The organism is Streptomyces sp. NBC_01716 (assembly GCF_036248275.1).
GTDB lineage: Bacteria > Actinomycetota > Actinomycetes > Streptomycetales > Streptomycetaceae > Streptomyces.
On record NZ_CP109181.1, the window covers coordinates 43,363 to 70,006 of the forward strand.

General features: G+C 65.6%; 22 protein-coding genes and 2 pseudogenes. 10 read left to right on the forward strand and 14 right to left on the reverse strand.

Features of this window, described 5'->3' with window-relative positions:
• Positions 1-5: 5 nt before the first annotated feature.
• Genes OIE74_RS00170 through OIE74_RS00210 form a run of 9 tightly spaced genes read right to left on the reverse strand, consistent with a single transcriptional unit; the run spans position 6 to position 9,855 of the window.
• A complete protein-coding gene (locus tag OIE74_RS00170) occupies positions 6-809 on the reverse strand; it encodes a 2OG-Fe(II)-dependent halogenase WelO5 family protein (RefSeq protein WP_329377048.1) in 804 nt (267 codons plus the stop codon).
• 33 nt (positions 810-842) lie between these two features.
• The gene (locus tag OIE74_RS00175) at positions 843-2,060 is read right to left on the reverse strand and encodes an ATP-grasp domain-containing protein (RefSeq protein ID WP_329377049.1); all 1,218 of its coding nucleotides are present in this window, start codon (positions 2,058-2,060) and stop codon (positions 843-845) included.
• Complete coding sequence (locus tag OIE74_RS00180) at positions 2,057-3,490, reverse strand: ATP-grasp domain-containing protein (protein ID WP_329377051.1); 1,434 nt, start codon at positions 3,488-3,490, stop codon at positions 2,057-2,059. Before OIE74_RS00180 ends, OIE74_RS00175 begins: the two co-directional genes overlap by 4 nt.
• A complete protein-coding gene (locus OIE74_RS00185) occupies positions 3,483-4,760 on the reverse strand; it encodes a pyridoxal phosphate-dependent aminotransferase (RefSeq protein WP_329377053.1) in 1,278 nt (425 codons plus the stop codon). The genes OIE74_RS00180 and OIE74_RS00185 overlap by 8 nt, the downstream gene beginning before the upstream one ends.
• Positions 4,757-6,127: a KamA family radical SAM protein gene (locus tag OIE74_RS00190; protein WP_329377055.1), complete on the reverse strand. Its 1,371-nt coding sequence runs from the start codon at positions 6,125-6,127 to the stop codon at positions 4,757-4,759. The genes OIE74_RS00185 and OIE74_RS00190 overlap by 4 nt, the downstream gene beginning before the upstream one ends.
• Positions 6,128-6,165: 38 nt before the next feature.
• Positions 6,166-6,789 (reverse strand): 2OG-Fe(II) oxygenase, encoded by a 624-nt coding sequence (locus OIE74_RS00195; RefSeq protein WP_329377057.1) that lies wholly within the window; start codon positions 6,787-6,789, stop codon positions 6,166-6,168.
• Positions 6,783-7,394 (reverse strand): hypothetical protein, encoded by a 612-nt coding sequence (locus OIE74_RS00200; RefSeq protein WP_329377058.1) that lies wholly within the window; start codon positions 7,392-7,394, stop codon positions 6,783-6,785. Before OIE74_RS00200 ends, OIE74_RS00195 begins: the two co-directional genes overlap by 7 nt.
• A complete protein-coding gene (locus OIE74_RS00205; RefSeq protein WP_329377060.1) occupies positions 7,388-8,548 on the reverse strand; it encodes a pyridoxal phosphate-dependent aminotransferase in 1,161 nt (386 codons plus the stop codon). Before OIE74_RS00205 ends, OIE74_RS00200 begins: the two co-directional genes overlap by 7 nt.
• Positions 8,545-9,855: a B12-binding domain-containing radical SAM protein gene (locus OIE74_RS00210; RefSeq protein WP_329377062.1), complete on the reverse strand. Its 1,311-nt coding sequence runs from the start codon at positions 9,853-9,855 to the stop codon at positions 8,545-8,547. Before OIE74_RS00210 ends, OIE74_RS00205 begins: the two co-directional genes overlap by 4 nt.
• A 57-nt stretch (positions 9,856-9,912) precedes the next feature.
• Here OIE74_RS00210 and OIE74_RS00215 point away from each other — a divergent pair, with 57 nt between their 5' ends.
• Positions 9,913-10,551 carry a tyrosine-protein phosphatase gene (locus OIE74_RS00215; protein WP_329377064.1) on the forward strand — a complete coding sequence of 213 codons (639 nt, stop codon included), beginning with the start codon at positions 9,913-9,915 and terminating at the stop codon, positions 10,549-10,551.
• Positions 10,552-10,592: 41 nt separating this feature from the next.
• Here OIE74_RS00215 and OIE74_RS00220 read toward each other — a convergent pair whose 3' ends face one another.
• Both OIE74_RS00220 and OIE74_RS00225 read right to left on the reverse strand, forming a co-directional pair.
• A complete protein-coding gene (locus OIE74_RS00220; RefSeq protein WP_329377066.1) occupies positions 10,593-11,951 on the reverse strand; it encodes a hypothetical protein in 1,359 nt (452 codons plus the stop codon).
• An 836-nt stretch (positions 11,952-12,787) separates the two neighbouring features.
• On the reverse strand, positions 12,788-13,435 hold the full coding sequence (locus tag OIE74_RS00225) for a 2OG-Fe(II) oxygenase (protein WP_329377068.1): 648 nt from the start codon (positions 13,433-13,435) through the stop codon (positions 12,788-12,790).
• 629 nt (positions 13,436-14,064) lie between these two features.
• Here OIE74_RS00225 and OIE74_RS00230 point away from each other — a divergent pair.
• The 4 genes from OIE74_RS00230 to sbnB all read left to right on the forward strand — a co-directional run bounded on the left by OIE74_RS00230 (position 14,065) and on the right by sbnB (position 17,236).
• On the forward strand, positions 14,065-14,196 hold the full coding sequence (locus tag OIE74_RS00230; RefSeq protein WP_329377070.1) for a hypothetical protein: 132 nt from the start codon (positions 14,065-14,067) through the stop codon (positions 14,194-14,196).
• Between the two features lie 147 nt (positions 14,197-14,343).
• On the forward strand, positions 14,344-15,240 hold the full coding sequence (locus tag OIE74_RS00235) for a formyltransferase family protein (RefSeq protein ID WP_329377072.1): 897 nt from the start codon (positions 14,344-14,346) through the stop codon (positions 15,238-15,240).
• Positions 15,237-16,214, forward strand: coding sequence for a 2,3-diaminopropionate biosynthesis protein SbnA (sbnA, locus tag OIE74_RS00240; protein WP_329377074.1), 978 nt, complete (start codon positions 15,237-15,239; stop codon positions 16,212-16,214). The genes OIE74_RS00235 and sbnA overlap by 4 nt, the downstream gene beginning before the upstream one ends.
• 20 nt (positions 16,215-16,234) lie before the next feature.
• Complete coding sequence (sbnB, locus tag OIE74_RS00245) at positions 16,235-17,236, forward strand: 2,3-diaminopropionate biosynthesis protein SbnB (protein ID WP_329377075.1); 1,002 nt, start codon at positions 16,235-16,237, stop codon at positions 17,234-17,236.
• A gap of 125 nt (positions 17,237-17,361) precedes the next feature.
• On the opposite strand, the gene OIE74_RS00250 is transcribed toward sbnB, so the two are convergent.
• A complete protein-coding gene (locus OIE74_RS00250) occupies positions 17,362-18,051 on the reverse strand; it encodes a class I SAM-dependent methyltransferase (protein ID WP_329377077.1) in 690 nt (229 codons plus the stop codon).
• Positions 18,052-18,384: 333 nt separating this feature from the next.
• Positions 18,385-18,861, reverse strand: a pseudogene (locus tag OIE74_RS38520) (IS1380 family transposase); the annotation flags it as partial.
• A gap of 228 nt (positions 18,862-19,089) precedes the next feature.
• Between OIE74_RS38520 and OIE74_RS00260 the strand changes: the two are divergent.
• A pseudogene (locus tag OIE74_RS00260) lies at positions 19,090-20,341 on the forward strand (ISAzo13 family transposase).
• A 543-nt stretch (positions 20,342-20,884) separates the two neighbouring features.
• The gene (locus tag OIE74_RS00265; RefSeq protein WP_329377081.1) at positions 20,885-21,388 is read left to right on the forward strand and encodes a hypothetical protein; all 504 of its coding nucleotides are present in this window, start codon (positions 20,885-20,887) and stop codon (positions 21,386-21,388) included.
• A gap of 139 nt (positions 21,389-21,527) precedes the next feature.
• On the opposite strand, the gene OIE74_RS00270 is transcribed toward OIE74_RS00265, so the two are convergent.
• The gene (locus OIE74_RS00270; protein ID WP_329377083.1) at positions 21,528-22,724 is read right to left on the reverse strand and encodes an MFS transporter; all 1,197 of its coding nucleotides are present in this window, start codon (positions 22,722-22,724) and stop codon (positions 21,528-21,530) included.
• A gap of 259 nt (positions 22,725-22,983) precedes the next feature.
• Between OIE74_RS00270 and OIE74_RS00275 the strand changes: the two genes are divergently transcribed.
• Genes OIE74_RS00275 through OIE74_RS00285 form a run of 3 tightly spaced genes read left to right on the forward strand, consistent with a single transcriptional unit; the run spans position 22,984 to position 26,126 of the window.
• Positions 22,984-24,258 (forward strand): 4Fe-4S cluster-binding domain-containing protein, encoded by a 1,275-nt coding sequence (locus OIE74_RS00275; protein WP_329377085.1) that lies wholly within the window; start codon positions 22,984-22,986, stop codon positions 24,256-24,258.
• Positions 24,255-24,863, forward strand: coding sequence for a uracil phosphoribosyltransferase (locus OIE74_RS00280; protein ID WP_329377087.1), 609 nt, complete (start codon positions 24,255-24,257; stop codon positions 24,861-24,863). The genes OIE74_RS00275 and OIE74_RS00280 overlap by 4 nt, the downstream gene beginning before the upstream one ends.
• Positions 24,864-24,881: 18 nt before the next feature.
• Positions 24,882-26,126: an amidohydrolase family protein gene (locus OIE74_RS00285; RefSeq protein WP_329377090.1), complete on the forward strand. Its 1,245-nt coding sequence runs from the start codon at positions 24,882-24,884 to the stop codon at positions 26,124-26,126.
• Positions 26,127-26,644: the final 518 nt, after the last annotated feature.

The window sequence follows — 26,644 nt, forward strand, 5'->3', positions numbered from 1 at the left end:
GCTGTTCAACTCCAGTAGACTAGAGGGTAGTTCGCCCCCCTGCTGCCGATGAACGCCGCCATTCCGACTCGCGGCTCGGACGGGCTGGGCGAAACGGCGTGCAGCATGGAAGAGCTGAACATGATCAGATCACCCGCGCGGGGATGGATCGTGAGGGCTGGTGGTTCGATGCTGCCCGGATCGAGCCCTTCCACTGCCAGTATGCGTTCGGTCTCCGCTTGGTCGGGCTCCCGCAGCCACAGGTGAAGATCGCCGCCGGTCTCAGGTACTTGGAGATATACGTTGGCGGTGATCTGCTCAGTCAGGCCCCGCGCCTCCGGAGCGTCCGTCTCCTGGTGCAGCCGGTCATTGTGCGGCAAGAGCTGTGACGCACCCGGTGTGAAGACGCGCAGCGCGCCGACAAAGCAGGTGCGGCCGTTCAGCCGCAGAAGGTTGGCGCCCGCAGGCCAGAATTCCTGGAGCACCAGCCGGAGATGGTCGATGGGTGACAGATGCGGGTAGAACATGGAGCGCACGTCGTGGACGGCGTGCACGGCCTGCCGGTGGTAGGCGTCGGTGAGTTTGGGATCCCATGCCGTGTCCACGTGTGGTGTGTGTATGCGGCCGACGCTGCTGGCGAGTTCTTTCCGGTAGGTACCGAGCGCTTCGTGTGTCATCGCGCTCTTGACTACCCGCCGGGCCATGTCCTTGGGGTAGAAGTCCTCGACATGAATCGCGGCGATGTCTCGCGTCGACAGATCGAGCAGACTGTCCGGGGTCAGTTCCGTACTCACACGCGGGCCGGCAGTTGCTGGGGTCGAAGAGGTCATGGCAGGTCAGGTCCTTCCAGTTGATCGGTGATGTCATGTCCAACGCACGGCGCCGGTCCACCAGTTGTCCACCTCCCGCAGGACGGACAGCAGGTCCTCGTCCTCGGCGATGTCGAAGTGGAGTTGTGCGACGGCGTCAACGGCGGAGCGTGGGCCGGGGTAACGGCGCCCCACTTCCCCGCTGGTGGTGTACTCGACCGCACGGGGCAGCGGGCAGTGGGACGGCAACTGCCGCAGTACACCCGCCTGGGGTGGAAACCAGCCGTACCCGCCGCGAGTGTTGAGGCCGGTCCATAGGATGTCGTCAGCTCGGTCCGCCTGCCCCTTGAGGCCGGCGTGGTAGAGGTTGAGGCCAAAGGCGCGCTCGTGCATCTCGATGATTCCCGCGCCGCCGGCCCGGCAGGCAATCTCGCACAGGATGATCGTATCGTCGGTGCTGTGAAAGAACTCGGCGTGGAACGGTAGGACTTCTGATGCCGTGGGTAGTGCGGCCGTCACGGCGGCCGTGGCGTTCTGCAGACGGGCGAACAGCGGTTCGTCCGGGTGCAGCATCCCGCTGATGCAGGGTGCCGCTGAGTGATAGCTGCTCCATTGCGTGTGCAGGTAGCGGCATGGCCAGCTCTGGAGGACGGAGCCCCTGGCCACCAGGCCATTCACGTGGTAAACGTCGCCGTCGATCCACGACTCAGCGAGCATGACACCTCCGGGACCCCCCTGCCCCCACCGCCTGGCGGCCCTGGCGAGGTCGGTGTCGTTCTTGAGCACGGACATACCGATGGCCGCCGCCCCGTTGAGTTCCTTTAGGACCACGGGCAGTCCGTACGCGTCGGCGAACGCCGTCAGTTCGGCGGCGTCGTGGACAGTACGCATTGGGGCGGTGGGAAGTCCCGCCATGGCAGCCGCAGTCTTCATCACGTGCTTGTCGGTGTACGCGACGGCACTGGCCCTGTTCTGGCCGCGCAGGCCCAGACGTCCCCGCAGCTCCGCAGAGCGAACCAGATCGACCTCGGCGGTGGTGAGAATACGCTCAACGCCGTGTTCCTGGCACAACGATTCGACTAGGCGTTCCGTCGCCTTGCCGCCGTAGTCGTCAGTCACCTCGAAGGCCCGGAAGGAGTTGGCCATCCGATCGGTGTCGATGCCCCGCAGCGCGCTACGGTCGGTGACCACCACCAAGCCTTCCTTGGACCGGGGGAACCACTCGGCGAGATTCTCGATGATCGGCCGTCGGTTCATCACCAGGTACGTCAACGCGCACCTCGCGTCCTGGCAGTGCGTATCCCGTCCGTGGCCCTATCGGCGGACGTGAGGGTGGAGCGGACCGAGTCATCGCTGAAGCTGACCAGACCCGGATGGCCGAGGAGGCCGACGAACTCCGCGATCACCGACCCCACGGTGCCATCGGCGGATGAGGGTGCCACGTCGATCACACGGACGGTCTGCCCGCCCACCCGATACCGGACGGTCGCGCCACTCGGCTTGGTGGTGTACGCCCGTGTGTCCGTCCCTGGCCGAACCACGTCCGCCGCAACCGGGCCGGTGCCCAGGGGGATGGTGCCCGAGAAGGACGGATGGCGGGCGATGACGTCGCGGAACGTGGCCTGGACCGACTCGGGAGGGAGGTCGACAATCCCGGGCACGTTCTCCTGGACGGCGCGGTGAAAAAGATAGGTGGGGAACTCGGGCCAGCCAGGGCGGAATCCCAGACCGCCAGCGCCTCGCGGATTCAGCTCAGTGGCGAGGAAGCCCCGGTCGGTGAGTAGCCCGTCGACGGTGAAGATCCCGCGATAGCCGGTCAGTTCATCCAGTCGGCGGCCCGCGTCACGCGCGTAGGTCTCGATGGCGGCCTTCACCTGATCGGGAGGCCGCCACGAGGTGGACGTACCGCAGTAGCGGAACTCGCCGAAGCGCGGATCGCGGAGCATCGCTTCCTCGGCCGGCTCAAACACGGCGATGCCGGTGTCGAGCGCGAGGGCCTGGGTGCTGCATGGAACGCCCTCGACAAACTCGGCGATCCGTACCTGCCGAGTCCTGCCTGTGAACAACTTCAGTGCGGCATCAAATTCGGCGGAACTTCTCACCCAGCGGAGTCCCCTGCCGCCACCGCCGGGGACCCCCTGGCTGGAGTCGATGGCCATCACCACACCTCGACCGCCGTCGAGCGCTGTCGCTTGTTCGCGCAGCCCCGGATCGTCCACAGACATCACCACGTGGCGTGGTGAGGGGATACCAAGGTCCGCCCAGAGTCGCTCGATACGGACTTTGTCCTCCCACGCGACCCACTCGGGCCTGCGCCACCCGTGCACGGGTCGGCCGCAGAGGTGGGACATAGTGGTCCAGATGCTGCCGAGGACAACGCAGGACCGGGCCGGGTCGATGTCGTCCAACCATTCCCTCAGCATGTCTGGGGGGCTGCCCAGGAAGGGTTCGAACTCGTGCGGGGCGAGGTCGATACCGCGCTCGGCGCAACTCCAGGTGGGCACGCGTGGCTCCGGTGCCCGCCGCGGTCGGGTGACGACACCGACCAGGGTGGCGCCACACGCGGTGACCTCGTCGATGAGTAGTTGAGTGCTGTGAGTGAAATGGTTGGCCAGCAGGATCACCTGTCTGCCGCCCCAGTACCGGCGCAGTATGTCGACCGCCCCGGCCAGCATCCGGTAGTCGTCGATGAGTTCAGACATGGATCCCCTTCCGGGGCGTCAACGCGTCGAAGGCTTCTGCCAGTTGGTCGAGCGTCAGGGTGATGTGTGGTGTGGACAGCGGAGCTTCGGCGGTCAGCGCCCGCTCGCGCTGTGCGCTGTCGTCCCCGTACAGCAGACTGGTGGCGATCCGGAAGCGGAGGGCGCCGGGGTCGTCACCGAAGTGATGACCGCCGAGGACGGCCACGCCCAGGTTGTCGAGCAGGTGCCGCTGCAGTGACACCGAGTCCGTCACACCGTGCTCGTCCAAACTCTCGCGTACGGGTTCGAAGTCCGGATACAGGTAGAAGCCGCCCTGAGGGGCCCGGCAGCTCGCGCCCGCTGTGGTGACCAGAGTGTGTACGGCGCGGGTGACGGCGCCGTGCAGCCGCGCCCCGGCCAGGAAGTGTTCGGTGATCACCTTGGGCTCGTCGAAGGCGCGGGTGGCAACCTCCTGCATGGGGCCGGCCAGCGTGGACCAGACTTCACTGGCCACGGCGACCGTACGGGTGCGTAGGAGGTCGCCTCGCCTGCCAACGGGGAAGCGGGCGGCGCCGATCCGCCAGCCGCCGAGCCCCAGGCTCTTGCTCAGTCCGGTGCAGATGACGGTGCGTTCCGGGGCCTCCTCCGCCGGGCTGAGGAAGGGAAGGCCGGGGTCGTGGAGGATGTCGCGGTAGATCTCGTCCGAGACGATCAGCAGGTCTTCCTCCTCAGCCACGGCGCTCACCTGGCGGATCGCCTCGGGGGGCGGAAGGGTGCCGGTGGGGTTGTCGGGAAGGGTGAGCACGAGCAGCCGTGGGTTGCCGCCGCCCCTACGGGCGGTGCGGATACTCTCCCGTAGGGCCGAGGGGTCAGGGGCGCCGCCGTATTCCGCCGGCACCGGCACACGGTGGACATGCCGCCCGAACAGCCGGGCCTGTGGCTCGTATGTGACCCAGGACGGGCTCGGCAGCAGCACATCTCCATCGACGACGGCCATGAGACTCATGAGCAGCGGCTTGCTGCCCGGGGCGACGACGATCTGCTCGGGGCTGGTGGGAAGCCGACGCCGGTCGAAATAGCGGGCGAGGGAGGAGCGGACCCGCTCGTCGCCGGCGACGGGGCCGTATTCGGTTCGGCGGGCACCGGTGCTCAGCCAGTCCAATACCTCCGCCGGGACAGGTAACCGTGCCTCGCCGAAGGCGAGATGTATTAGAGGCTCGCCCGCGGCCCGACGCCGCGCGACGATTTCATTCAGCGCCAGATTCGGCGCAGCCTGAAGACTATCCGTCATGATTCCTCCCCGGCGGGTGCGTGCGAGCCTGACGGCACGGGGTCGGTGACGGCGGCGGCGAGGTCGGCCGGGGTGCCGGGAGCCGGCTGCAGTTCGTCCAGCCAGGCGGCGTCCGCCCGGTAGTGAGCCCGGAACGGCCTGCCTACCAGGGCCGGATCGCGGGCTTGGAGGAAACGGAGCTGAAAGAAACGGCCTTCAGGGCCTCGTTCGACACCGTCGACGACGACCTTGCCCGCCGTGGTGGACATGACGGGCCCACGGACGGTGCGAGCGAGCCCCGGCAGGTTCCGGTACGCCTCACTGAAGATGTCCGCCGCGCGCGCCAGCGACACCTTGAAGTAGTCACGCGGTCCGGTGTCACGCGCGACGAACATGTAGTACGGAGCCGCGCCCACCGCAAGCTCGGTCCGCCACATCCGCTCCCACACCCCGGCGTCGTCATTGACGTGGGCGATCAGCGGCGCCTGGCAGTAGACGACGGCCCCGGTCTCTCGGATCCGTGCGAGCGCCCGCCGGGCGACGTCGGGGGCGAGTTCGCAGCTGTGGCTGAAGTGGGCCATGATCGCCAGTGTGCGACCCGAGCGCACCACCTGCTCGAATAGCTTCAAGGTGCCGTCCGCGTCCACGTCTGTGACGAAGCGGTGCGGCCAGTACGCCACCGACTTGGTCCCGATCCTGATGGTGCGCACCCCAGCCACGTCAAGCAGCGGTTCCAGATGCTCGCGCAGCCTGCTCGCGGACATCACCATCGGATCGCCGCCTGTCACCAGGACGTCGCTCACTTCGGGGTGCTGCCTCAGATAGCTGACGGCTCGGTGTGGGCTGGACGCGGCGAAGCGCAGGTCCGCCTCCCCGACGAACTGCGCCCAGCGGAAACAGTAAGTGCAGTATGCGTGGCAGGTCTGGCCGCTGGAGGGAAAGTACAGAAGGGTTTCGCGGTACTTGTGCTGGGTCCCCGGCAGCGCGCCGCGCTCGTCGTGGGGCACGTTCAGCTCGGCCTGGTGCCCGGGGTGCGGGTTGAGCTGGGCCCGGATGCCGGCGACCAGCATGGCCAGCGACCGTCGGTCGGCCCGTCGGCGTTCCTCGGTGAGCCGGGCCTCATCGGCCGGCGAGAGCATTCCCGGCTGAGGGAAGACCAGTTGGAAAACCGGGTCGTCCGGAACATTGTCCCAGTCGATGAGGTTGCGCAGGACGTACTCGTTGACCCGGAAGGGCAGCACCAGCGAAACCAGCCGTACGGCTTCCAACGTGTCCCCGGTCAGTCCGAACCGCTTGGCGATCTGGTCGAGCTGATGGGTGCCGTAGGCCTGGAATCGTCCTGCGCTGTCGGTATCCGGTCGGGTGGCGGTGGGGACTGTGTGGTTCACGCGTGCTCCAGAGGCTATTGGACTGGTCGTGCGGGCGGTCACCGCCAGTAGTGGACGAGGACGCTTCGGCGCAGGCCTGACCGGGGGGCCCGCACGGGGAGAACTTGATGCCAGGAGCCTTCAGAACGGACAAGGAGAGCAGCGGTGTTGAGGCGTGGCTCGATCCGGGCGGCCTCGTCGTGTGGGTCATCCGTGCGCAGGATGCTCAGTTCTCCGCCGTCTTCTGGTGACCAGTCCGGTTCCAGGTAGAGAATGACGGACAGCATCTTGTCCGACCGGTCGGTGTGCGGGCCGAGGAAGCAGCCGGTGCTGTAGGCGGAGGCCCGGACCTCCAGGGAGGTCTCCGTCAGGGGCAGTTCGGTCGCTGTAACCAACGCTCCGGTGAAGGAGGGGGAAAGCAGCTCGCCGACCAGATCCTGCCACCTGGCGTCCAATCGGTGCACGGCGTCCAAGCGCTCTCCGCCCTCGACCAGCGGGCAGGAGAGCATTCGGTATGCCTTGTTCGCCGCCGGCTTCGACTCGCGCATCCGGGCCTGTCCGATCGGGAAGGACGCGGCCACTTCGCGTGCAGCCTCCTCGGTGGCGAAGACTTGCCCGACGTTGCCCCAGCTGTAGGGCAGCGTGCGCAATGTGGCCGATTCGAATGCGGCGAGATTCAGCATGTGGCGTCCCTCCCCGGGGAGTTGCCGAGTTCGGCGAGGAGCATTTTCATGTCGGCCCTGGTACGCAGCTCGACGACGGCGATGTCCGGGTGAGCCTTGAAAGCCGCTGCCATGCCGGGCAAGGAGCGGTGCCGGAAGGAGAGGATGAAGCGGGAGAAGGCCAGTGGCCGGTCGGCCAAAGCGCGTCCGCCATCGTCGCGGCGCATGTAGTGCGGCAGCGCCTCGGGCGGGGTCCGGGCGTATCTCAGCAGCCGCCGCATGTAGGACGCCAGGCACAGGATGGGCGCTCTGTTCAGGACGATGACGGCATCGGCGTGCGGCAGCCTTCTTTCCAGGGTGTCGGCGTGATTACCGTCGATGATCCATTCGACGGCCGCGCACAGGGTGTCCACCGTCCGGTGCCATTCGGGTGTGGGGCGCGGGCGCCAGGCGACGGTGAAGTAGAGGTTGTCGAGATGGTGGACCGGAAGCGTCAGGACGGCAGACAGACACGTGGCGAATGTCGTCTTGCCCGAGCCGGGAGAGCCGATGACCAGGACGCGGCGGGCGTCGGCCAGGACACTGTAGGCCGTCGGCCCGGCGCTGGTTTCACGAGGAGTCAGCACGCCTGGTGCCTCCCCCGCACGTCGTGGACGGTCTCCCGCAAGGACCTCAGCAGACGCTCGGTGGTGGCCAGGTCGGCGGTGGAGATCCGGATGTGCTCGGGTAGTCCGAACCGTTCGAGGTGGCGGATCGCGAATCCTCGCCTGGCCAGTCCTTCGACTGTGTGGGCGGCGCTCCGCCGGTCCGGGCAGCGCACCGGCACGAAGTTTCCCCATGATGTCTCGGCCCTGCCTCCGACGAGGTCGGGCACCTCCTCGCGCAACCGAGTCCGGGAGGAATCCAGTTCGGCATGAATGGCGCGGAATTCCTCTCGCCGAAGAGCGAGTTCGGCTGCCACTTGGAGGGAAGGGCCGCTGACCGGGTTGGAGACGTTCCACCGCTGAATGTGGTCGGCGACCTCGGCGCTGCCGCACACGCATACGGCCAAGCGCGCGCCAGCGAGTCCGTGCCCCTTGCTGAAGGACTGCACGACCAAGACATGGGACCAGTCCACCGCGCGGCGCAGCACGGTCTCTGGTGCGAAGGCGCCGTATGCCTCGTCAATCAGGAGCAGACAGCGCCGCTCGGCGCACGCATCGACGAGGGTGGTCAGTTCGTCGGTCGACCACCAAGCGCCGGTGGGACCATTGGGGTTCGACACGGTCACGAGGCTGCCGGGGGGAGTACGCGCAACCGCGCCGAGGAGAGTGTCGAGAGGGAAGCCGGTTCCCGGCCGGTAATCGACACCTCGCACAGTGAGCCCCGCCAGTTCCGCGTACGGGAAGATCTGCTGATAGTTGGGAAGCTGGGTAAGCAGGTGGGTGCCGCGGCGAGCGAGCGCACGGAAAACGGCCAGGTAGGTCTGGTCGGAGCCCGCGGTGAACAGCAGCCGTTCGGCAGGCACGCCCACGATCTCGGCGAACCGCGACCGTTCGTACGCGTAGTCGGGGTAGGAGTTCCAGTGGGCGGAACCCAGTTTGCGGACCGCTTTGACGATCAGTTCCTCGACCCGTGGGTGGTGCATCTCGTTGTTCGCGAGATTGACGGTACCGCCGGCCCGGTGCCGCCACTGCGCGCGTACGCCGGTGGTGGTGCCGAGGAACAGCTCATCGATCCAGTCCGGCGCCCGGCCCTCGTGGTGTCGGGACAGCCCGGCGGTGGGAGGCGGGGCAGTCATTTCGGCGTCCTCCGAGGGATCTTCTCGGAGACGGGGGTGATCGGCGCGAGCGGGTCGAACAGGACGCGGTAGTAGTGTTCGGCGTCCGGTGGGCACTGGTCGGGCTGAAAGAGCTGGCGGTTGAAGGAAGCGATCGACGCCTCATCCATGGCCGCGCTCATCCGCCCGAAGTCGGTGTAGATCGTGGGCCTGACCCGCCCGTTGACCTCGCGTACGGCCTTGATGGTGTTCTCCACCCCTTCGGTGGACGTGCCGGGGAGGCCGAGAATGACAAAACAGTTCAGCTCGACGCCGGCCTTCTCGCATGCCTCCGCCGTGGTCCGGAAGCGCTCCTGCTCGATGTGTTTGGCGCGCGGCAGGGCGGCATGTCCTGAGGATTCCAGTGTTTCGAGACCTACGCTGATGCGTACGCAGCCCGTCTCGCCCATCCTGCCCACCAGCTCATCGCTGAGGTGATGCAGGGTCGTGGTGCACTTCCACGGCAGACCGATCGCGGACTTTTCGTACGCGTCGCAGAAGTCGAAGGACCAGGCTCGACGCAGGGTGAACGTCGGGGCGTACATCGACACGTACTCAAAGTCGAGTTCCCGAGTCGCACTCTCAATGAACTCGATGAGCCGGTCGATCGGCTGGCGCCGCTCGGTCCTGCCCTCGCGGCCGGGGATGTCGCAGAAGTCGCAGCCGACCGGGCAGCCGCGTGCGACGGGGACGACAAGCTCCCGCCGCTGGGGAATTCCACAGAAGCGGGCTGTGTCGTCGGCGTACATCTGCTCGTAGGCCCCGTAAGGGATCTCTGTCACGTCGGGAAGCGGCAGTTCGTCGGCGGAGAGCAGCCGGGGAGGAGCGACAGGGGCCCGCCATTGGCCCGCCACACGAGACCAGACGGATGCGGCGGTGTGCGCCTCGTCAGCCGCTGCCCGGACGAAGTCCTCGACACCCGTCTCCGGATCGCCCGCCCCGACGACTGCGTCGAGGTCGAACCGCTGGAAGAACTCGGGTAGTTGCGAACTCAGCCGGCCAAAGGTGACTATGTTCGCCCTCGGCGCCAGTTCCCTGGTGTACCGCACAGTGCGGTGCAGGGAGTCGATGGAGTCGAAGTCGTTGGCCAGAGCCACGACGTCATGCTGCTCCATCAGTAAGTCACCGAGTGCTTTCCAGGTGACGTTGAGGGCAGCCGCGTCGACGGCGCGGACGCTCGCGGACGGGAAGACGGTACGTAGATGACTGGCAACGTTGAAGACGGTCAGATGATGACCGGCGTTGAAGTAACTGGGCACCTGGGGCGGCCACAGTACGAGGATCTTCATGAGGGATGCCTCATCTCACAAGGCCACGTCTTCGACGTCGCCGACGCGGTGGGTGGGTTGCGCCCCGGATCGGTCTTCCGTACGGGCTGGACACTGCTGGCAGGCTGCCCGGACGCCGATGCCCAACTGGCCCCCAGACGCTGGTCCGTGGATCTGCGCAGCAGCCCCGAGCGGGAGCTGTTGACGGAGGGCGCCAGGCGGCGACTGGCTCATGTGCCCGTCGACATGCCGGGCGTCGCGGCCCGGCTGAGGGGCCGTCCCACGTCCGACAACTACGTGTCGCTGTACCAGGACATGGCCCGGAGCTGCGGCACGGAGATCGCCGCGGTCATCAGAGTCACGGCGGACCGACTGTCTCAGGGCGTCGTCTTGGGCTGCTCGCTGGGCAAGGACCGAACGGGGGTGGTAGTCGCGCTTCTCCTGAAGCTGCTCGGCCTGCCGGTACGCGACATCCTCACCGCCGACACCGCAGCACTGGAGACGGCAAGCGGTTGCACCCCCGCCGTTGACGCGTACGCGCGGCAGCGAGGCATCAACGGGGCCGAGTTGATCCGCCGTATGAGGCTGGGAACTCCCGCCCTTGAGCCGCTGTTGGTGATGGTGGACGAGCGTTACGGCGGTGTTGAGCCGTACCTGCGGGAGCACGGTGTCTCCGGTACGGATACGACGACTCTTCGGCGGGGCCTGCTCGTATGACTGCTGAACCGCGGTCCGGCCCTCGGTGCCACCGGTCCCGGTCACGCGATGCATTTCGCATCTTCCGGAACGAGCTCGATACGGGCTCCGACGGCGGCCAACCGGGGCAGCAAAGCTTCGTACCCGCGTATGAGGTGGTCGAGACCGCCCACCATGCTGGAGCCCTCGGTCGCGAGGGCCGCCGCGAGACAGACGGCGGTGCTGCGGGTGTCCGTGGGGCGCAGCACGACATCCGCCGGGCGCAGCACACTGGGGTCGATGGTGAGCTTACGCCCGGTCACTTCCATTCGCGCGCCCATGAGGCGCAGCGAGTCGGCATACGAGTAACGGCCCGCCCAGACCCGGTCCTCCACCACCGACCGGCTGTCGGCCTGTAACAGCACGACGGCGAGCAGGGGCGCGATGTCGGTCGAGATGCCCGTCGACTCGGCCACCAGTTCCGTGCCCTCGTACCGCTGCTTTGCCGGACCGACGGTGACGGTGTCCTCGTTGAAGACGGGCTCTATTCCCAGGGTGCTGAGGAAGTTCAGCTCGCGATGGATGGAGGTGAAAACGTGAGCCGGATCGCCACAGTCGATGGTGAGCGTGGAGCCGGTCATCGCCGCGAACGACTGCCAGGTCATCATCTCCACCGGATCCGGCAGCAGTCGGTGAGTAGCGGCGGTCAGCGCCGTACCGCCGTGCACCACCCAGCCGCCGTCCTGTTGGTCGATACGGATCCCAAGAGCCCGCAGCATGGTGATCAGTTCATGTGATGCCTCCTTCTCGTGGGGGTGCAGGATGAGGCTCGAACCGGGGGCCGCGGCCGCCATCAACAGGGCGGTCTTCGTCGCTCCCGAGACGTAGGGACCCGCCGGCCTTGTGGGATCTTGCGACCAGCGCAGGATGTCCACGGTCGCGGGGCGCAGTCTCGGTGTCCAGGCATGCAGGAGTCCGTCGCGTCGCTCCCACTGGGCGCCGAAGGCCTCTGAGACTTCCAGCATGTGCTTCACGGGGCGGGTATAGCCCCATTCGAATGAGCCGAGGCTGTCGCCCCCAGATCCGCTGAATGTGACGCTGCCTCTGTTGGCCAGGACGGCGGGCAGCAGGTAGACCGAACCATGGATGACCCCGGTGGCCGCAGCAGGGAGGTTCGATGATGTGATGTCGCCCCTGATACTGACGGTGTCGTTCTCGCACTCGGCGTGTCCGCCGAGCAGCTTGAGCGTGTGCGCCAGTACGTCGCGCTCGGACAACCAGGGAGTGTTGGTCAGGGTCAGCTCGGCGCCGAGTGCCACGCCAGCAGCGAAGCCGAGGACCATGCTGTGTTTGTTGCCCGGTACGGTGACACGGCCTCGCAATGTGTGGCCGCCTTCGACGACTGCTGTCGTCCCGGCCCGGTAGTCGGCGGGAACACTCATAAAGCCTCTCGTCTGTGGGGCGGCCGTGCCGGACCGCGATGGGGGCGTGCAGCGCTTTAGCCCGGCGCCGGCACCTGGGGGCGTATGAGGAGAGTTCTGGTGGCCTGTCGAGCCGGAACCGCCGGACTGCCGCGACACACATTGAATTCCGTGTGGTGCTGTGTAGCTTGCTCGATGCGACAGCCGAGAAGAGAACGGTCGAGCAGCGCGGAATTAGTTGTGCATGGATCGTCCCGGGGGCCACGCCATCAGCTATGCAGACGTGCGCTGTGTCTTCGGGCTGATCACAGGACCTCTCCCAATACTTCGTCCACCGAATGTCCGCGTGTGATCTTGCGGGAGCCTCGATATTCTTCGGCGCGAATTTGTGACTCATTCGATGGCGGCACCCTCGCGGAGTCACGCCGGTATCATCTACCAACTAAACCTGTTCACTCGAAAAGGTGCGTCGATGGAAGGGTGCGCCATGCTTCCTGTTAGCTCCCGCCAGAGCGCCGGCTTGCAGAGACTGAATATCCGGCTTGGGCCTCCGTCTCTGAATGCCAGACGCGGTGCGGAATCTCACTGCCCCCGCACAGGGGATTCTGTTCGCCTTGAGACTGCACTCAGATTTTAATGACACGGCCAGGGCAACGTCGAGAACCAGAAACCAGTTCCCGAGAAATAAGAACGTGCCAGCCGACGGTGACATTAATACGTTCGTCCAGAATCTGTGAAGGGGAGCGAGACGGAGCGCGGCGATGAACCAGGGGCAGCCTCGGCAGACTCGCTGACCGGTGTTGCCGAAATGCTCGCCACGGCAAGCTCCTCGTCGGGCAGGCCACAGCTGGGGGCCGTCAATCGGACCGCTGGCCGCCGCCCTCCAGCCAGAACTCCAGCTGTACGGTGATGCGTTTGACCTCGTCGCCGGCGGTCACCTCGGACACCGAGTGCCAGGACTTCTCGCTGGGCGGGAAGGCGAGAAATTGACCAGCACGTGGAGAGATACGACGCGCGGGCTCTTCCACAGGGTCCGGAGAATTCCGCACCTCGTACTGGCCGCCGCCATCCTCGGGCCAGTACGGCGTGAGGTAGAGGATGGCTGTCAGCGCCTTGTCGGTCTTGTCCTTGTGGACCGATATGAAGTCACCAGGGTCGTGAATGTAAATCCCGATCTCGGCTGCGAGATGCCGCAGCTTGATACCCGTCCCGCGTTCGAGCCAACCAACGAACTTGTCCCCACGCAACTCCTCAAGCAGTTGCTCCCACTGCGGGGAAAGCGAGTCGGTAACTGCCGGAATCTTTTCTCCACCCTTCTGTAACGAAAGCAGATTCATTGCGTACTGCTTGTCATGGTTCGGATCTGTTACCACCACCCGCTTGTATCCGTCCCTCGGCGCGTTCTCGTAGAGGGACTGCACACTTTCCACCGCGAGAGCATTCTGCGCGAGATGGATAGCGAAAGGATCAGTGATGTGCTCGAACTCCGCCTGCGTATTGAGCATCCGTACACCCTCCTAGGGGTAGTCACTTGAAGGTCATAAACACCCTTACATGCGTGACGGAACGACGTCAACGGTGCGTGTACGGATTGCCGAATCGTTGGGGCATGCGTACCTTGACTGCCAGTGGAGCGAGCATCTCAAGATCCATTCTGATCCACTTATCGATGGCTTGAAATGTGACTGGACTTGGCCCGAGGCATCTGATCTTCGTTACTTTCTTATCCGTTGCCCGGTCACCCGGATGAAGAGAAGTCCGCCCTGCTTCTATGCCCTATGAGGAAGGATTCGATGAGTCAGTTTTCAGTCAGCGGCAGTGGCGTCCCGCCCGATGTCATCGGCATGGGCATCGGTAGGGGTTTCGGCCCTCCGGGGATCTCTCCGGCTGCCGCGCCACATAGGAAGCCTCCCCAGCTCAGATACCTGCCCCTGGAGACAAGACTGTAGGTCGAGGGGCAAGCAGGCACGCAGATGCCCCAGCACGGACACCGAGAACCACTCGGTGCGGTATCTGGCCACACTGCGTGACCTGCAGAACCGGTTTGCCGCTATCGGCCCTCCACCCGAGCACGGCCAACTGCCGGCCTACTTGAATCTCCCCGTCCACGTCGCACCGCGCGGGGCTTCACGCCGTGCGTCCGTCCACCGAGGGGCTGAAAGAACTCGGTGGCACGGCGCAATTCTGGCACGCGACGGTGGACGCGTCCGGTACGGCCAGGCCGACGCTCCACTACGTGGTCACCGCTGCTGGGCGGCATCTCTGACTGGCTCAGGTGACCGTGCGCCTCATTGCCGACGGCGGAGCGTTCGAGCGCTCCGCGAGCACGAGGGCTGCTACTGAACCATGACGGCTGACGATCACCGAGAAGCCGGCCAACCACTGCCGGCGGTCAGAAGGGAAGTCCCGCTCCTTGTCTCCCTACTTCCTGCTCACCGAGAACACCCTCCACGCCGCCTATCTGGTCACCGACTGGCTTGCCGAGTTCGGCACCAAAGAGAGCTTCCATGGGGTTGTCCTACGGGACGATCCACTGCCGAAGGCCGTCAGGATAGCCCGGGACAACTTCCACCGGACGTATCAGGGCGAACGGTCTCTGGATGAGGGCGCGTGGGAGCGTCTGTACCAGCTGTATCCCGATCTGAGCGAGACCGAACGGACCATGATCAGGGACTTCGGAGTCCCAAGACATACGGTGACCCAGGATCCGGACACTGTTTTCCTGGGCAGGAATCTCAACAGTGAGGCTGCCAGGAAGTGGCTCGACACGCAGTGCGCAGGTCCGAGTAGACCGTTCCTCTTCGTGTTCCTCGACAGGATCCTGGCTCCGTGGTGGATTGAGATGACGGAATCCCGCATCATCAACGCCCATTCCGCTGTGCTGCCCCACGCCAGAGGGACCTTCGCGATAGAGCAGACCGCGCTTCTGCAGGACCCCACGCTGTTCCGAGCCGCCGCCGGAGCGACGGCCCACTTCGTCGACACCGGGGTCGATACCGGGCCCGTAGTGCGCGCCGTGACGTTCACTGATCCGTTCACCTTCGAATCCATCTGGAGCTGCAAGGGGCACTCCTTCATGCTGGCCTTCAACGTCCTGAGGGCAGTGGCGCACGACATGACTGAAGGCCGCGACACCACATACGCGGGTGTCGTCCCCGCACCATCTCCGCACGGCTCCCCCGAGTTCAGGCGCGACGCCTTCACACCGGAACGGCAGGCCGCCTCGGAAGCCGCCTACGCAGCCATGCGAGCTGCCGCACAGAAATCGGCTCCGTCCGGGGCCAGGAAGAATCCGATCGGGTCATCGTGATAGCCAATGAAATCTACGAAATCGTGCCCGACGACCTGTTCCTCCGATTTGACGAACTAGCTCCCAGAAGCTCTGTCTACCTCAAGGTCGAAGGCCTCAACGCTGCTGGGTCGGTAAAGCTTAAGACCGCTGTCGCCCTGGTAGCGGAAGCTGAGGCGTCCGGGTGGTTTCCGCCCGGCCGCCTGATCGAGTCGACGTCCGGCAACCTCGGCGTGGCCCTGGCGGTGGTGTGCGCCGCAAAGGGGTATCCCCTGACCTGTGTCACCGACCCCAACACGAATGCCCAGTCGGTACGGATCATGGAAGCCTTGGGTGTCGAGATCGTCGTCATCAATACGGTGGACGAGAACGGCGGATTTCTCCAGTCTCGCGTCAGGTATATACGCCGGCGTCTCGCACGCGAGCCCGGTCTGTACTGGCCGAACCAGTACGCCAGCGCGGCTGGCCCACGGGTCCACCGGGACCGTACAGCTCAATCAATATTCGGGGAACTCGGCCACGTCGACTATGTCTTCATCGGCGCGGGGACGACCGGAACGCTGATGGGCTGCGCGGATTTTGTCCGGGAGCACAGCCTGACCACCCGGATCATCGCGGTCGATATTGTGGGTTCGGTGACATTCGGCGGTCCCGCCACCCGGCGCCATATCCCAGGACTCGGCACCAGCAGACGGCCGGAAATCCTCAACGAAGAGAAGATCGACAAAGTAATTCACGTGACCGAATCCGAGACCATCGCCATGTGTAGGAGGATCGCTGCCCAACGCGGGATCCTTCTCGGCGGATCGAGCGGCACCGTACTTGCCGCCGTACAGAGCATGGCCAAGGAACTCCCGCTCGGCAGCATCATTGTGGCTATCTCCCCAGATCTCGGGGACCGTTATCTCGAAACGATCTACAACGACACGTGGGTGGCTGAGCGATGGCCGCAAACACTGTTGGTTCCGCGAGTCTCCGACGGTCCGAAGAAGTAAGCGAAGGAGAGTCAGAAACTGTGCAGCGTTTTGACATCATCACCGGCGGAACGGCACGAGATATCCTGGAGAGTAACAGAGAAAAGGTTCTCGATATCGTAAGAAACACGTACCTGCACCACAGTGCGGGGGAGGCCGTCAATCCGGACAGCCACTTTCTACGCTTTCCCGGGAATTCAGATTCCCGCATCATCGCACTCCCCGCTCATCTCGGTGCCAACGTGCGGTTTGCCGGTCTCAAATGGATCGCCAGCTTCCCAGAGAACACGAAATCTGGGATACCTCGGGCATCGGCCGTGCTCATCCTCAACGACTACGAGACGGGCTATCCCGTAGCCTGTATCGAGGCCGCGACCATCAGTTCGGCACGTACGGCCGCATCGGCGGCGCTGGCGGCGCGCGCCCTGCGTCCCGGCGGGTACGGGGGGACGAGGATCGCGGTCGTGGGTGCCGGGGTGATCGCCCGGAACATCGCCAACTACCTTCATACAGCCGGCTGTACGCCGGACTCCTACGTGGTTCACGACCTGGACGAGTTTTCTGGCAACGCCCTCGCCGACCATATCGACCAGACGCAGGGCGTCCCCGTCGATTTCACCGCCGACCGTGCAGCCGCGCTGGAGGCCGAGACGATCGTGTTCGCCACCACGGCACTTCAGCCCTACGTTGCCAAGCCGTTCGAAGCCGGCCAACTCGTCCTGAACATCTCGCTACGAGACCTCGAACCACGGGTGATACTCGCAGCGCAGAACATCCTCGACGACGTCGGTCACTGCCTGAAGGCCAGTACCTCTCCCCACCTCGCAGAGCAGGCGTCAGGCAGCCGTGACTTCGTCACCGGCACGCTTGCCGACGTCCTCAACAACTTGGTGACCCTCGACCCGGGCCGCCCCGTTGTCTTTTCGCCGTTCGGGCTCGGGGTCCTCGATCTGGCGGTAGGTGTCTTCATCCTCCATGAGGCTCACGAGTCTGAAAGCTCCCTACGAATCCCAGACTTCTTCGGCGAGACCGAGCGGTGGTGAGGCGCCTCACGAATCCGACACTCAGGGTCCGGTGATATGATTGGCGCGATCTTTTCATGCGGCGGGCGCGACCGACAACAACTGCCGCGCTATCCTCGTGTTTCCAGCCGTCCATCAATGCGGTATCACGTCGGCACCAGTTCGAGGAGCAGGTGGGGATGTTTGATGGTTCGGGTAGCGGACTGCGAACGAGCTCGCTCGATGAACGTGTGCCCGGTCCGTTCGGCGAAGTTACGAAGCAGACTGACGTTTCCATGCCCGCTGAATCCGATCAGCAGACGCCCACCGCGTGTCAGATGATTCGGTCCCTCTTCTACGTATCGCCGATGACTTTCGTACCCAGGATCGAAGAATGCTTTCTCGAACTCGGACTGGTGCGTGTAGTCGGACGGCATCTCGATTCCGTTGGAGTTCCAGAAAATACAGTCGAACCTCTCGTTGACTCTGACAGCACTGAATAGGTCCCCGTGGCGTACGCTTACCTTTTCGTCCACACCGTGCCGGGCTATGTTGATCCCAGTATTGCGGACCGCCTGCGGATTGATGTCGGACGCAACCACCGCGTCACAACCTGATATGGCTGCAGTGACAGCAGTAACACCCGCGCCGCAGCCGATCTCCAGGAATTTTCCGCCAGCTGGCGGGTAGATGTCTTGGTAAGTAAAAAATTCAGTGGATGAGAAGGAGCCCGACGGATATACGTTCGGCAAGATTGACCACTCCTTCCCGAGGAGGGAAAACACATTTTCCCGGTCGATGGCAAATCGGCGTATATTGTTCCGCGTGATCGCTTCGATGGAGATGGGTTCCGGCATGATGATACATCTCCTTCCGTTCATGCCCGAGATAACGGTTCCTCACGTTAACCCGTTGCTCCTGTGATTCTGTAGTGTAAATCGAGACTTATATGGCTGGTGCCCTCGGGTGCTGGACGCCGTTACCCATCGCCTGATGACTCCGAGAGGGCGCACGGAAACCGGGAAGCCGCTCCCCCACCGAAGCCGACGACGCTCGCCTCGGCGGCCTCGAAACGAGCGGATCGGTAGGCCGCGTCAGGTGGTACGTCTCCGTCCTTGTCAGGTGCAGAACTTCTCACTCCGTCCATTGCAGTTCCTCAACTACCTGAATCCGCTGTGCTGCTTCGCCATGACGAACACGAGGCGCGGATGATGGCCGAAGGGCTTTTTCCAGGTCGCGGTTGCGTACCGCTTCTCGGAGTGCGCAAGGGCCAGCACGCCGTTGACGTCCACGGTCACCTGCCCGTCCGCGGCCGGAGCGTGGGCCCCGGCCAGCTCCCAGACCCGCGTTCGTATTCAGGACATGTGGCCCGGATCGCAGCGAGAGCCTTCAGGCCGGACGCGGCAAGAGCGGCGACGAGACGGGGGCCCGTCGGATCGGAGGCCACCGGGCCGAACACCCCCGCTTCCGCCCGCAGCATGCCGACATCAGCCAGGCGGCCCCCCGTCGAGTGCCACAGCAAAATCTTGCCCGGATCCTGCACGGCCCACGGCTTGGATCACGGCGTAAGTGCCGCCGATACTGCGGTGTCCGGCGGACTTGTGGACGGTATCGACCAGCAACGCCGAGCCGGCCTGGGCAACCACCCCGCGACCGCCGCCATCGATACGGACACGTGGGCAGGACCCGCGTTTCTTTCACCTGGAGAGGGTCTCTCCGCTACCACGCACAGGACCCTCAGTAAGTCCTATCGTTGCAGCTCAGAGCCACTCTCTGCTTCTCGCCCACCTGCCGGACAGCACCCCTCAAGAAGGCACGAGGCTAAGGGCTTGCAGATCATCAAGGTATTGCTTCCCGTCCCATGGCTCGTTGTATGCGCATCCCGGATAAGCTCTATGCCCAACTCGCCACGAAGTTCGCGGTTGTTGTTCCCGCATCTGGATGAGCGGCAACGACGGCTGCTGATGGCCACAGAGGCCCGTGTTCTGGGACACCGTGGTGTCCGGGCCGTGGCGCGTGCGGCCTCGGTCAGTTAGACCACGGTCCGCAAGGGCATGTCCGAGCTGGAGGCCAGCGAGGAGCCTCTGAGGCGGGTGCGGCGGCCGGGCGGAGGCCGCAAGAGGGTCGCAGATCTCGATCCGGGGCTGCAGCCGACACTGCTGGCGCTGGTCGAGCCGGACGAGCGAGGCGATCCGATGTCGCCGCTGCGGTGGACGGTGAAGTCGACCCGCACGCTGGCGCGGGAGCTGCCCCGGACCGGACACAAAGTCAGTGCGGACACCGTCGCCGACCTGCTGCGGGAGGAAGGCTTCATCTGCAGGCCAACACCAAGACCATCGAGGGAAGCCAACATCCGGACCCGGATGCCCAGTTCCGCTACCTCAACGAGCAGGCTCGCGATCACCGGGACGCCGGCCAGCCGGTGATCAGCGTGGACGCCAAGAAGAAAGAGCTCGTCGGTGAGTTCAAGAACAACAGCCTCCAGTGGCGGCCTGCGGCTGATCCGGTGCCGGTGAACGTCCATGACTTCGCCGACCCCCAGCTGGGCAAGGCCGCCCCGTAAGGGATCTACGATTTCGCGGCGAACGCCGGCTGGGTCAACGTGGGCACCGATCACGAGACCGCCGCGTTCACGGTGGAATCGATCCGCCGCTGGTGGTGCGGCCAGGGCCGGGCCGCCTACCCGCAGGCGACGCGACTGCTCATCACCGCCGACGCGGGCGGCTCGAACAGCTACCGCACCCGAGCCTGGAAGCTCGAACTCGCCCAGCTCGCGGCCGCAACAGGACTTACGATCACTGTGTGCCACCTGCCGCCGGGCACATCGAAGCGGAACAAGAGCGAGCACCGGCTCTTCTCGCACATCACGATGAACTGGCGCGGCCGCCCGCTGACCAGCCACGAAGTCATCGTCCAGTTCATCGCCGCGACCACCACCCGCACCGGACTGCGTGTCATGGCCGAGCTGGACACCAACGTCTACCCACCGGAGTCCAGATCGTCGACGCGGAGATGGCGTCCCTGCCACTGACCCGACACGCCCTCCACGGCGACTGGAACTATGCCCTCACCCCCAGCCGTGCCCCCGGGCTCCGCAGGAGCCGGCCCCGGAGTGGGACCACGCTCTCCTGTCCGATCCCGCTCTGACCGGCATGTCCCGGCGGCAACTGAGCGATCTCACCGACACTTTGGCCCTCGACGGCGACGTCAAGCACGGCCGCCCGCCCCGGCTCGCCTTTCCCGACAGGTCCTGGCAGCCGTCCTTCACCCGCAGGTCGCACTGGCCGCGGAACCCCTCACCGTGCTGTTCGACAGCAGTCGGACCGCCGTGCACCGCACTCTGCTGAAGATCAGGACACTGCTCAAGGCGCACACCATCATCATCCCGCCGGCGGCCACCCCGCCCTCCGCCCTCACAACCCTCCAGGCTCGCGCTCGAGCCCTGAGCGGCGACCCCAGCAGCGTGATCAAGACAACGTGTTAATGATCTGCAAGCCCTTAGGGGGTGTCTTGCTCGTCGCAGCGAGACAACCAACTTGCCGAAGCAGCGCGAGCTCAGCCCGGTGAAGGGCTTCTATCCGGGACGGCACGGACGCCGTGATCACACCAGCCACAACAAGATCGTTTCACTCGGTGAGAAGCAACCATCGCCCCGTACCCTCTCGGCCTGAGCCGGTCCAGAATGCCGCCATGGCCGAGGAAGAGCGCAACAAGGCAGCTGCACGTTCATTCCTGTCATGCGCCACCGAGGTGGCGCGGCTGATGGATCTCGGGAACGCGGCCGACATACCGGAAACACGCCGCGCACGGCACCTGGCCCATGCGGTGCGCAGGCCGCTGCTCGAACGAGCCCACCTGCCCGAAGAGTTCTTCGCCCCGTTGATGGCCGCAGCCGTCTACGACCCGGACCCCAGCTTCTGCCTCTGGTTCGTCGAACCAGCGGTCTACGCCTTCGGGCGCCGCCAAGTCATGACCGCCCTGCTCGACTATCTACGGAACGGCACGGACGCCGAGCAGGCAGGCGCCGAGCGGGCCTGGTATTGCGCCCATGTGCCGCTCCGCGCAGACCGGTCCCCGGCCTACGCACCCGGCGGAAGTCGCGATCCCGCCATGGATGAATCCCGCGATTTGAGGGACAAGTGGCGGGAAACCCTTCGGCGATCAGCGATGTGCCCGGGCCGCCTCGAAACCTGAGCCAGCCCCGTGGCCATGGGGCTGTTGCTCACTCTGACCCGTTACGGGACAGGTTTTAGACGGTCCCCCGCCGCCATTGCCCTGATCACGATCGTGGCAGCGGCTGAGCCCCCGGACGGTGCCCCCCCCTGGCGGGGCGTCAGCTTTCCGCAGTGGCCGCCATGCTACGCCGTACCGCCAGCAAAAGGGCCACCAGCCCCGGCACCACGGCCACCGTCATCAGAGGCAAGGTGGCCCACCAGCCGACTAGGTCCTTGGCCGCGCCGAACAGAGGAGGTCCCAGCAGAGTCCCCAGGCTGCCGATTTGCGTGACCATGCCAGCTGCCATACCGGCCCCCGAGATCCCTGCCACCGAGGGCAGCGCCGAGAAGACAGCGGCGACCACGATCCCGTTGACGATCATAAGAAGGCCAGCGGCGACGAAGCACGCGAGCCACGTCGGCCCGAGGAAGACACCCGCACCCAGGAAAGGCATCAGCAGCGCGGAGACGAAGAGCGGCTGGGCACGGACACCGCGCTGAGCAAGGAGACCAGCTACCACGCTGCCCACGATACTGGCGGCCGCCACGACCGACGTTAGTGCACCGGCGCGACCCCGCGGCAGGTTCTGTTCCGAGGTAAGGAAGGCTGGCAGCAAGGTCACCACCGCCAGACCGACCATCGAGACGAGCGCAAAGCCGGACGCCAACAGCCACACCGGCGCCCCCAACCGAGCGGTGGACTCGGATTCTGCGGCTCCCTCCTCGAAGTCCGCTCCCCCGGAAACTGGGTCCACCCCCGGTACGGCTGCCCTCAGTGGCGCCCCCCGGTACACCGCAGCCGCCAGCAGGAGCGAGGCAACCGCCGGCACCACCAACCACCCGCGCCAGCCGACCCCTGTCATGAGGCCGCCCGCCGCCGCGGCGGCGAGTCCGGCCGGAATGCACATCCCCCACAGGGCCAGCGCCCACTTGCGCAGGGCCACATCAAGCACTTGCGCCAGCAGAGCCGGACCGGCCACCATAATCGCCACGTAGCCAACGGCTTCTAGCAGACGTGCGAGGAACAGCTGCCAGGCGGCGTTGGCGAACACGGAGGTCCCGAGCCCGCTCAAGCCGATCGTGACCAGCCCGAGGGCTAGCGCCGACCGGCTTCTGCCAGCCCCGGCCCATCGCCCGACCGTCGTGGCGGCCACCGCTGCCACGACCGTGACGCTGGACGTCAGCCAGCCAGCCCCTGTCAGCGACAGGTGGAACCCATCACGCACCTGGTCGAGGAAAGGGGAGAATTTCCCCAGGGACACTGCGGCCGCCACACCGGCCGACAGAACCACCGATACCGCCGCCCGCTCCGACATCCGGATGCACTCCCTCCGTTTAATAATGGCGACGGGCCATTAATTCACCCGATTCCCGGATCAGCCACGCTGATTGAAACACGGCGGAGGGAACGGCGACAGCGAACAGATGCCATGACTTTCGTGCCCGCTCGAACGCAACAAGCGCTTTCCAGCCAATCGGCCCCGACCGTTCGAATCACTTGACGGACGATAGGTCGCGACGCAGGATATTCTATGCGTCAACTAGGGGAGGGAAATTTTGCATCATCCGCATCTCATGGACGCTTTCCGTGACCCTTCGGTCGCCCGCGAGCGGGTTCTCCGTTCCTTCCATCATCAGCTCGAAAATATTCCGACTCAGGGATCGAGCTTCTTCATTCATCTGAGCGAACTGTGCCCGGTGGCATGCGAGCACTGTATGTATTCATCAGACCTGGAGCGGAAATCAGAGAAGACCGCACTCTCCAAGAGTGAGCTTGAGGACGCGATCCGATTCATTTCAGAATCCTCCTCGCAGAAGCTCAACATAACCGGCGGGGGGGAACCCTTTCTCAAGTTCTCCAGCATTTTGCGTCTCCTAGAGACGGCCAAGGTCCCAAGAATCGAAATCGTCACCGCCGGCCACTGGGCCACAACCCCCAAACGCACGGCGCGCATGATGCGCCAGATCGACGAAGCACGCTCTCGCAATGCCGTCAACCCCGAGCTACTGCTTCGGCTGAGCATCGACCGCTACCACCTCAACGCGCCCCGCCCGGTGCGGATCGAGCAGTACGGCAACGTACTTCGCTGCTGGTCAGAGACCCAGCCGAGCTTCGCTGTAGGGCTACGCAGCATTCAGCCGGACATGGGCACGGTGGACCGGGCGATCGCGGATGAACTCGGCGCGGGCATCGCCGAAGTGGACGGCTGGAACCGCCGGCTCCTGCTGCCCGGCGGCAAGACCGTTCCCCTGACCTTCAATGTCTTCCGGCGCAGCGGAAAGGCCCTTCGCCTGGCGGAGGACCACCGGGACGCCAGCAAGACCATCCGGGAGTATTACGGCCCCTTCGAGTCCCAGCCTGGAAACCTGTCGCTGGCCACCGCCGTGAACGACGCGATTCGCGGGGATTACACGGCCAGTACCGGAGTCGCCGTCACGCTCAACTCCGACGGAACGTTCTGGATCTTCTGCGGCACCGCTCCCGACCGCAAACTCCTCCTGGAGAAGCAGAGCTTCGCCGAGGCGGTGGCGTACTTCTTCGACGACCCCATCACTCATCTGCTCGTCTACGAGGGAATCTGGGCCCTGTCCGACCTCGTCATGGAAATGGCCCCGAAGACCCATGCGGCAGCCCTGGCCAAGAACGACTCCGCTTCCCTGGTGGACGATCTACTCGCCCCCGACGACGTCCGGCTCGCCGTCACGCTGATCTCGGCCCAGCAACAAGTAACCCGAAACCGTGCCACGGTCGACGCGGAGCATCCGCTCGCCGGGCTGCTGGCCGATCCGGCGGTCGACGTGGCGGAAATGTGCTGTGGCCTCATCCTCGGGAACAGGGAAACGCGGTGACCTTCGCAGCGGAAGCACCCGACGACGAGAAGCGTTACGCCCGGCTGCAGCACACCACCGATCCCGGCGAGGCCCGGCACGGCCTCATCGGGATCGGCGGCGTCCTGGGCCTGCGGACCGCCGAGATCATGCGCGCCGAACTCGGTGCCCTGCGGGACGTGTTGTGCGTGTTCGTGCTGCGGGGCGGCGCACTGATGTACCCCGGCTTCGCGACGGCCTTCCCGCAGGCCGACTTCTGCGTGCTCGGTATGCGGCGCACGGCCGACCGACTCCGCGTGGACCACCAGTACATGACGGACGTTCCGCGGGGCAGCTATCAAGCGACGGTCTACATCGACTGCGTAGCGGCCACCGGAGGCACACTGCTGGCAGCCAGAGAAGCGATCACCGCCCGATGCGACACCGGTCATGAGGTGGCCGCAGTCGTCAGCAGCGCCGCAGCGGCCACCGACAGAGTCCGGGCGACGGGCATCAGCTTCGTCGGTTTCAGCCTCTACGAGGACCTCGACGGCCAGGTGGTCACCCCCGACATGGGAGAACTCGACGCCGGCGATCTCTTCAGCGGCGTCTCGTGGCCTTCTGTACCCGACGGATCCGAGCGGTGACCCCGGAGGCGGACCCACGTGTTGCTGCTGACGAACGCCCAGCTTCCAGACGGCCCACTGACGGACGTGCTCCTGCGCCGCGAACACATCCACGCCGTCGGCCCGGTCGGCAGCTTGGAAACCAACGTTGAACACGTCGATCTGACCGGTTACCTCCTGCTGCCTGCCCCCGCCGAGCCCCACTGCCACCTCGACAAGGTCCTGCTTGGCAGGTTCGACGGTCAAGGACGAGGAGATCTGGAGAGCGCGGTCGAGTCCTGGTACACAGCCCGCAGGACGGTCTCCCGGGCTGATGTGCGAGACCGGGCGCTGAGCGCCGCCTCCAAACTCCTGGCGGGCGGCGCGACCGCCATCCGCACCCATGTGGACGTCGGGGAGACGACCGGGCTGATGCTGGTCGAAGCTCTGACGGAAGCGCGTGAACTGCTGGCGGAGCGGCTTGACCTCCAGATCGTAGCCTTCGTGGACTTCCCGCTCCGCGGCCGTGCCGGAGCCAGCAACCGCGCTCTGCTCGCGGACGCGCTCAAGGCGGGCGCCGACGTGGTGGGCGGTGCGCCCTACCGGGACGACGATCCGTCGGCGTGCCTCGACATCCTCATGGACACGGCGGCCGAGGCCGGGCGCCCAGTGGATCTCCATGTCGACGAGACTCTCGACCCGGACTCGACCACGCTCGGCGGACTCGCCGAGTGGGTCCTGAGGAGCGGCTTCCCCCACCACGTCACCGCGAGCCACTGCGTAAGCCTCGGCAGCCAGCCGCAGGAGCTGGTGGAGCGGACGGCCGCCCGGGTCGCCGAGGCCGGGATCTCCGTCGTGGCCTGTCCGCAGACTAACCTGTATCTCCAAGCCCGGGGCCACACCCGCGCCGTACCGAGAGGACTCACAGCGATCGCCGCGCTCCGCGCCGCCGGGGTCACCGTGGCGGGCGGTGGAGATAACGCTCGGGACCCGTTCAACCCGCTGGGCCGGTTCGACCCCATGGATACGGCATCGTTGCTGGTCCTGGCAGGTCACCTGACGCCGCGCTCCGCCTACGACGCCGTCAGCGGAGCAGCCCGGACGGCCATGGGCCTGGCCCGCACGACGATCGAAGCCGGAGCTCCCGCTGAGCTGCTGGCCGTACGGGCGAACGCCCTCGCCGACGCCATGGCGGACGCCTGGGCGGACCGTGCGGTGATCCACCGGGGCCGCCTCGTCTGCCGCACCTGGCACGAGCGGGTCTTCCCCGCGGGCCGGTCCCCCGGTGCACGCGGTACCGGGTGAGCGCCGGTCCAGGTTGCCGCAGACGAACTTCTTCGTCGTGCGCCCCAACTCCCCGCCTCTGTAGAGCAGTTCCCACAGGCCACGTGGGTGCGCTCCGAACGGGAGATAGCGCGAGAACGGGTGCGGCTGCGGGAAACCGGCCCACGTTACGGCGCCTGAACCTGCCGGTGTCCGGCGGTTCTGAACTCTTGCAGGCGCTGTCACGATCCCGATCCCCCGACTGAGCCGGTCGCCTGTCTCGGCATTCTCCTATCCGGTCGTGCTACCTGCCTGGCCCACTTCGACGGGCTCTCATCCCGCGCCTCGTCGCTCCCCTCGTGGACGGCTTGGCTGCTGGCGAGGTCGATGGGCCCCAGCGGTCCGGTGAGGCTAAGTCGTCGTTTCTTTTGGCGTGATCGTTCGTTGTGCTGAGCATGACGAGCCTTGCTGAGCGGTTGGTGCCCAACGAGTTGTGGAAGCTGTTTCGGCTGGGTCGTGTCGCCGACGGAGGTCACACGCCCGCAGGGCGGCGGGCGTCG

Excerpts from the sequence above, each read along its gene's own strand:
- OIE74_RS00170 (WP_329377048.1), bottom strand. The coding sequence starts at position 809 with ATGACCTCTTCGACCCCAGCAACTGCCGGCCCGCGTGTGAGTACGGAA.
- OIE74_RS00180 (WP_329377051.1), bottom strand. The coding sequence starts at position 3,490 with ATGTCTGAACTCATCGACGACTACCGGATGCTGGCCGGGGCGGTCGAC.
- OIE74_RS00185 (WP_329377053.1), bottom strand. The coding sequence starts at position 4,760 with ATGACGGATAGTCTTCAGGCTGCGCCGAATCTGGCGCTGAATGAAATC.
- OIE74_RS00195 (WP_329377057.1), bottom strand. The coding sequence starts at position 6,789 with ATGCTGAATCTCGCCGCATTCGAATCGGCCACATTGCGCACGCTGCCC.
- OIE74_RS00205 (WP_329377060.1), bottom strand. The coding sequence starts at position 8,548 with ATGACTGCCCCGCCTCCCACCGCCGGGCTGTCCCGACACCACGAGGGC.
- OIE74_RS00210 (WP_329377062.1), bottom strand. The coding sequence starts at position 9,855 with ATGAAGATCCTCGTACTGTGGCCGCCCCAGGTGCCCAGTTACTTCAAC.
- OIE74_RS00220 (WP_329377066.1), bottom strand. The coding sequence starts at position 11,951 with ATGAGTGTTCCCGCCGACTACCGGGCCGGGACGACAGCAGTCGTCGAA.
- OIE74_RS00225 (WP_329377068.1), bottom strand. The coding sequence starts at position 13,435 with ATGCTCAATACGCAGGCGGAGTTCGAGCACATCACTGATCCTTTCGCT.
- OIE74_RS00250 (WP_329377077.1), bottom strand. The coding sequence starts at position 18,051 with ATGCCGGAACCCATCTCCATCGAAGCGATCACGCGGAACAATATACGC.
- OIE74_RS00265 (WP_329377081.1), top strand. The coding sequence starts at position 20,885 with ATGGCCGAGGAAGAGCGCAACAAGGCAGCTGCACGTTCATTCCTGTCA.
- OIE74_RS00270 (WP_329377083.1), bottom strand. The coding sequence starts at position 22,724 with ATGTCGGAGCGGGCGGCGGTATCGGTGGTTCTGTCGGCCGGTGTGGCG.
- OIE74_RS00275 (WP_329377085.1), top strand. The coding sequence starts at position 22,984 with ATGGACGCTTTCCGTGACCCTTCGGTCGCCCGCGAGCGGGTTCTCCGT.